At 64.7% G+C, this 6,301-nt stretch carries 6 protein-coding genes and 1 pseudogene; 4 read left to right on the top strand and 3 right to left on the bottom strand.

Features of this window, described 5'->3' with window-relative positions:
* Window positions 1–1,103, top strand: a 1,103-nt coding sequence (locus Q322_RS0119215; protein ID WP_029479469.1) for an ATP-dependent metallopeptidase FtsH/Yme1/Tma family protein, incomplete at its 5' end; no start/stop codon positions are given.
* 61 nt (window positions 1,104–1,164) lie between these two features.
* Here the strand turns inward: Q322_RS0119215 and Q322_RS0119220 are convergent.
* A complete protein-coding gene (locus Q322_RS0119220) occupies window positions 1,165–2,343 on the bottom strand; it encodes a mechanosensitive ion channel family protein (protein WP_029479470.1) in 1,179 nt (392 codons plus the stop codon).
* Window positions 2,344–2,453: 110 nt separating this feature from the next.
* Between Q322_RS0119220 and Q322_RS0119225 the strand changes: the two genes are divergently transcribed.
* Window positions 2,454–2,795, top strand: coding sequence for a hypothetical protein (locus tag Q322_RS0119225; protein ID WP_029479471.1), 342 nt, complete (start codon window positions 2,454–2,456; stop codon window positions 2,793–2,795).
* 36 nt (window positions 2,796–2,831) lie between these two features.
* Here Q322_RS0119225 and Q322_RS0119230 read toward each other — a convergent pair whose 3' ends face one another.
* Complete coding sequence (locus tag Q322_RS0119230; protein ID WP_029479472.1) at window positions 2,832–3,218, bottom strand: VOC family protein; 387 nt, start codon at window positions 3,216–3,218, stop codon at window positions 2,832–2,834.
* A gap of 80 nt (window positions 3,219–3,298) precedes the next feature.
* On the bottom strand, window positions 3,299–3,955 hold the full coding sequence (locus Q322_RS0119235; RefSeq protein WP_029479473.1) for a glycosyltransferase family 2 protein: 657 nt from the start codon (window positions 3,953–3,955) through the stop codon (window positions 3,299–3,301).
* 84 nt (window positions 3,956–4,039) lie between these two features.
* Between Q322_RS0119235 and Q322_RS0119240 the strand changes: the two genes are divergently transcribed.
* Window positions 4,040–5,869, top strand: coding sequence for an arginine--tRNA ligase (locus tag Q322_RS0119240; protein WP_029479474.1), 1,830 nt, complete (start codon window positions 4,040–4,042; stop codon window positions 5,867–5,869).
* A gap of 239 nt (window positions 5,870–6,108) precedes the next feature.
* Window positions 6,109–6,301: pseudogene (locus Q322_RS24255) on the top strand (IS4 family transposase); the annotation flags it as partial.

Here is a 6,301-nt window from a genome sequence, read left to right on the forward strand (position 1 = left end):
AGAGCGCGCCCTGTATCGTCTTCATTGACGAGATCGACGCGGTGGGCCGCAAGCGCGGCGTCTCGATGCAGGGCGGCAACGACGAGCGCGAACAGACCCTCAATCAACTGCTGGTAGAGATGGACGGCTTCGGCAGCGGACAGGAGGTGATCATCCTGGCGGCCACCAACCGCCCGGACGTGCTGGACGCAGCGCTGCTGCGTCCGGGCCGCTTTGACCGTCAGGTGGTGGTGGACGCCCCGGACATGCGGGGACGTGAACACATCCTGAAAATCCACGCCCGCAAGAAGCCGCTGGACGTGAGTGTGGACCTGAGTGTGATCGCGCGGCGCACGGCGGGGATGGTGGGGGCCGATCTGGAAAACCTGCTGAACGAGGCGGCGCTCCTGGCGGCGCGTGGGGGCAGAAACCGCATCACCGGGCGGGATGTAGATGAGGCGCGGGACCGGGTGTTGATGGGACCGGAGCGGCGCAGCCTGGTGGTGCGGGAGGCGGACCGCAAGGTGACGGCGTACCACGAAGTCGGGCACGCGCTGGCCGCGCAACTGCTGCCACACGCCAACCGCGTCAACAAGCTGACCGTGGTGCCGCGTGGCCGGGCGGCGGGTTTTATGATGCCCGATGCCGATGACCGCCTGCATGTCACCCGCCCCGCGCTGGAGGACATGATCGCTGTGGCACTGGCGGGCCGCGCGGCGGAGGAAGTGATCTACGGCGAGGTTACCACCGGCGCGCAGAATGACTTTCAGCAGGCCACCAACATCGCCCGGCGGATGGTCACCGAATGGGGCATGAGCGACCGCATCGGCAAGGTGGCGCTGGCCTCTGATCAGGCGGGGTATCTGGGCGGCGGCTCGCAGATGCAGCCCATGTCCGAATCCACCGCCCAGGAAATCGACGAGGAAGTGCGCGCTTTAATCGACGTCGCCTATGGCCGGGTCCTGACGCTGGTGCGCGAACACCTGGCTGCCGTTCACGAGATCGTGCGCGTGCTGCTGGTGCGCGAAACCCTGTACGGCGAGGAATTCTCCACCCTGCTGGCGGGCGGTCAACTGGCTGCTCCCGCCCCCGTCAGCCTGAGCAAGACCGCCAGCCTGGCGTGATTCAGGGCTGAGTTCTGGGATGCGGACGCCGGGGTTCGACGCCGCGCCGCGACTTGCGTTTTCAGTCCTCGTCGTCCGGGTCCCGGCTCTCGCTGGGTTTAATTGGGGACTGGGTGCGGTTCTGGTTCAGGGAATCGCGCCCGCCGTCCTCGCGGGTCAGCCTGATCTCGATGGGAGACCCGCCGAAGTTGAGGCTGCGCTGCGGGAAGGGAATCTCGATGCCTGCCTGGTCCATCGCAATTTTAATCCGGCGGTTGAACTCGCGGCCCACCGCGTACTGGCTCTTGGGCAGCACTTTGAACAGGGCGCGCAGGGTCACGCCGTCGGCGGCCAGTTGGGTGACGCCCTGGATGTCCGGCTCTTCCAGAAAGAACTTCCGCCATTCCCCGTCGGCGTAGATCTCGTCGCTGACGGCCTTGAGCACGCGCAATGCCTCGTTGATGTTGGCGTTGTAGGTCACGTCCACGGTGGCGACCACCCGGCTCCAGTCCTTGCTGCTGACGCTGACCGTGTTGATCTGGCCGTTGGGAATCAGGTGGACGGTGCCGTCCAGGGCGCGCAGGGCGGTCAGGCGCAGATTGAGTTTCTCCACGTTCCCGCCGAGGGTGCCGTTGTTCACCGTGATCACATCGCCCACGCCGTACTGGTCTTCGAGCAGAATAAAAAAGCCGGTGAACACGTCCTTGATCAGGCTCTGCGCCCCGAAGCCCACCGCCAGCCCCAGCACCGAGACCCCGGCCAGCAGGCTGGTGGCATTCACGCCCAGCGCCTGCAAGCCCGCGATCAGGCTGATGATGATGATGATGACCTTGAGGGTGCTTTCCACCACGCCCTTGAGGGTCTGCACCCGCACGTTGCGGCGGTTGAACTCGTCGTCCTCGGGCACGATGCGCCCGCTGAAGGTGCCGACCATTCGCCAGGCGATCAGCGCCAAGGCCACGATCACCACGGCCTGCCCGGCGGTGTTGCGGAAGCCCTCGGCGATGCTCTGGCCCAGCCCGAACAGCACCGGGACATCCGGCAGATAGATCTTGTAGGTGGCGTAGGCGACATAACCCACCACCACCACCACAAGCCACAGCCACTTCAGGCCCAGCAACATCTGGGGACCCACCTGACCCCGCAGGGTCCGCAGCAGCAGGCGGCCAAAGCGGTGGACGGCGTAGGAGATGACCAACGCAATTGTTAGCCACAGCCACACGCTGGGCTTGGAAAGTTGAACGAGCAGAATGTCCAGCATAGCGGTCCAGTGTCGCATAAGAGGCCGGACGGTGAAATGACCGCAGCCTCAGAAGTCGGGGCGCGGGGCAGCCTACTGTGCCTGCCCCGGAAGTCTCTACACTGCCCAGCATGACCCAGAATGCCGACAAGCCAGATGTCAAAGCCGACGCCAGTAAGCCCATTGCTCCCGATGACCGCGCCCGCCTGGACCCGGTGTTCATGCAGGTGGTGCTGGACGTGCAGGCGCAGGTGCAGCAGACCCAGCCCGCGCAGGCCGGGAACCTGGCCGCCATGTTCCACAAGGAAACCATGGGCGACGCCTTGCAGGGCCTGGCTATGCTGATCGCGGGCTGGAACGAAAACCGCATCGACGGCGCGGGCCTGGGCCGGACCGTCAAATCCCTGCGCGCGCTAGATATGCCAGAGTTGGCGGGGCGTATGGAAAAACTCCGCCAGATCGACGAGGGCTGATGGGGCGGGGGAGAGGCTGACGGCCCGGTCTGTTGTTCAGGGTTTTTCGGAATACGGGCGCGTGATGATCTCCAGCCCATGTCCGGCGGGAACATTGAAGTACACACCCCGCCTGCCGTGATTGCTGTTGATCTGGCCGGGCCACGTCATCTGTGGATCGGCCCGACGTTCTGTACGGCCCTCCACCATGCGTCCATAAATCTCGTCGAACGTCCTTTCATCCACCAGAAAGGCAAGGTGTTGCATCTGGATGGCGTCGGCCCCCGGTTCATCAAACTGGAGATGGGTCTCGTCTGCCAAGTGGACGGTGGCGAACGGTCCCCAGAATGTCGGGGCGTTCAGGCCGAACAGGTGGGCGAAGAAGGTGGCCGACTCGCGCCGGTCATAGGCGGCGAGCAGGGCGTGGTTGAAGCGGACGCTCATGGATTCCTCGTGGGGCGCGGCGAATCTCTGTTGCAATCAGACAGACAGAGGGGCGCGCTGCGGGGTTTAGCCTCTCAGGCTCACGATTTCTTGCGCCGCGCCCGGAAGGTCAGCAGATCGGCGTACATGCGCCCTCTGGCCCACACGCCGTTCCAGAAGCCGCGTTTCTTTTCCTTGAGGACCTGTCCCACCTGCGGCAGTTCCACGTAACTCCACTGCGCTCCGGTGCTTTTCAGGTGTGCGGTGATCGCGGGTTCGGGCCAGCGTTCCTCGCCCAGATGCGGCACCGAGCGCAGCCACTCGCGGCGGCAGACGCGCTGCCCGCTCAGGTGCGGCGTGAGCTTGTTGCCCCAGTCGGTCACAAATCTGCCGCCCTCGAAAACGCCGATACTCATGTCCAGCGTGCCGTCCAGCACCGGACGGAGCATTCGGCGGAGGTGGTCCAGCGTGAGGCCGGTCAGATCGGCGTCCAGCATGACCACCACATCGGCATCTGTGGCGTCCAGCGCCGCTCGCAGGGCCGCGCCCTTGCCGCCATTCTCGGCCAGCTCCACCACCCGCGCCCCCGCCGCGCGGGCCACCGCCGCCGTGTCGTCGTCGCTGCCGTCGGAGGCCACCACCACGTCCGGCGTCAGCTCCAGCGCCACACGCACCACCTCTCCCACGGTCCCCGCCTCGTTGTAGGCGGGGATCACCGCCGCCACGGACAGGGCTTCAGGAGGGTGCGGGTCCGGCATGGCCACCATGCTACGGGAAGGCAGCGCCGCCGTGCGGGAGCCGGGCTGAACGTGGCCGCGCCATCTGCCCTAAACTCCCGTGTTATGGACCTCAAGGCACAACTCAAAACGGCTGTGGAAGACGCGGCGCAGACAATGGGCGCGCCCGTGGACGCCGCCATTCAGGACACCCCGGCGGGCAAGGCGGGCGATTACGGCACCCCCGCCGCCTTTTTAATTGCCAAAGCGGTGGGCGGCAACCCCGCCCAAATCGCCGCGCAACTCGCGCAGACGGTGAAGCTTCCACAGGGCATTAAGAAGGTGGAGGCGGCGGGGCCGTTCCTCAATTTCTTTGTGGACGTGGGCGCGTTCGTGCGCGGCGTGGTGGAACAACCCTTTGAGATGCCCCAACTGAGCGGCAAGGTGGTCATCGAACACACCTCGGTCAACCCGAACAAGGAACTGCACGTGGGCCACCTGCGAAACGTCGTGCTGGGCGACAGCATGGCCCGCATCTTCCGCGCCGCCGGGCAGACCGTGGAGGTCCAGAATTACATTGACGACACTGGGCGTCAGGCCGCCGAGTCCATCTTCGCGGTACACCACTACGGCCTGAAGTGGGACGGCGTGCAGAAGTACGATCACTGGCTGGGCGAGGGCTACGTGCGCCTGAATGCCGATCCGGCCAAGCCCGAACTGGAACCCGGAATCCGCGAGATCATGCACCTTCTGGAAGCCGGGGAACTGCGCTCAGAGGTGGAGAAAGTCGTGCACGCCCATCTGGACACCTGCTTTCGCCTGGGCGCACGCTATGACCTGCTGAACTGGGAATCCGACGTGGTGGGCAGCGGATTCTTAAAACGCGGCATGGATATTCTGGAGGCCAGCAAGTACACCTCGCACCCCAGTGAGGGCAAGTACGCCGGGGCCTTTGTGATGGACGTGTCCGAGTTCATGCCGGGGCTGGAAGAACCGCAGGTGGTGCTGATCCGCACCGACGGCACAGCCATGTACGCCGCCAAGGACATCGGCTACCAGTTCTGGAAATTCGGCCTGTTTGGGGGCATGAAGTTCAAGCCCTTCACGGAAGACCCCGAGGGCCACACGGTCTGGACCAGTGCGCCGGACGGTCAGCCCGACACCGGGAAACGCTTCGGCCACGCCGATGAGGTCATCAACGTGATCGACTCGCGCCAGGACCACCCGCAGACCGTGGTCCGCAGTTCGCTGGGCGTGGCCGGGCACACCGGCATGAAGGAGCGCAGCATTCACCTGTCCTACGCCTTCGTGACCCTCGAAGGCCAGACCATCAGCGGGCGTAAGGGCGTGACCGTCAGCGCGGACGCAGCGATGGACGAGGCGCAGAAGCGGGCGCTGGCGGTGCTGGTAGACATCAACCCTGAACTCTCAAAGCGCGCCGACGCCGGGGAAATCGCCCGCCGCATCGGCCTGGGCGCGATCCGCTTCGCCATGCTCAAAGCCGAGCCGACGCGCAAGATCGACTTCCGCTGGGAGCAGGCGCTGGCCCTGAACGGCGACACCGCGCCGTATATCCAGTACGCCGCCGTCCGCGCCGCCAGCATTCTCCGGAAAGGGCAGGAAGCTGGATATGCGACCGACGGCACGGGGGCCGACTGGGACGCCTTGCCGGAGGCTGACCTCACCCTCGCCAAGCAGGTGGCCAAGCTGCCTGAAATCGTCGCCCAGAGCGTGCGCGTCCACTCGCCGCATGTGGTGGCACAGTACGCGCTGGATCTGGCCACTTCCTTTAACGCCTGGTTCAATGCCAAGGACAAGCGGGGCAAGCCCATCACCAATGTCCTGCAATCCGAAGAAGGCCTGCGCGAGGCGCGGCTGGCGCTGGTGGCCCGCCTGCGTCAGGCTTTCGAGGAAACGCTGGATTTAATAGGCATCGAGATTCCGGCGGCGATGTGAGGTGAGCGGTCTGAAAATCCGAAAGTCTGAACGTCTGATACGGATTCCGGTCATTCAGTTATCTTTTGGGACAGCACCAAAAGCCAACACCATTCTGGAATCCGTCTCAGTACCCGACACTTTTCGAGGGGGCTTGAAATCCGTCGTCCAGTACGCGAAAACAGAGCGCGTCTCCCGTTGCCCTGAAATCGTTCAGTCTGTGCTTCGTTTCCCACTTCCCCCAATACCGCAAGAATCAGGTGGAACTGCTCGCCTTGCTCGTCCTGGCCTTGATTGGAGCCAAAGACGTTCGCCACGCGGCACTGGCCGAGCGTTGCCCTGGCAACGCTCAAACGGCTTCCGTCATCCGCCAGATCGAGCGATTCTTTCACCAGCATCCGCTCTGTCCTCTGGATGTCGCTCGTCTGGTGCTGGCCCTGCTGCCTGACGTCA

The organism is Deinococcus frigens DSM 12807, assembly GCF_000701425.1.
Lineage (GTDB): Bacteria > Deinococcota > Deinococci > Deinococcales > Deinococcaceae > Deinococcus > Deinococcus frigens.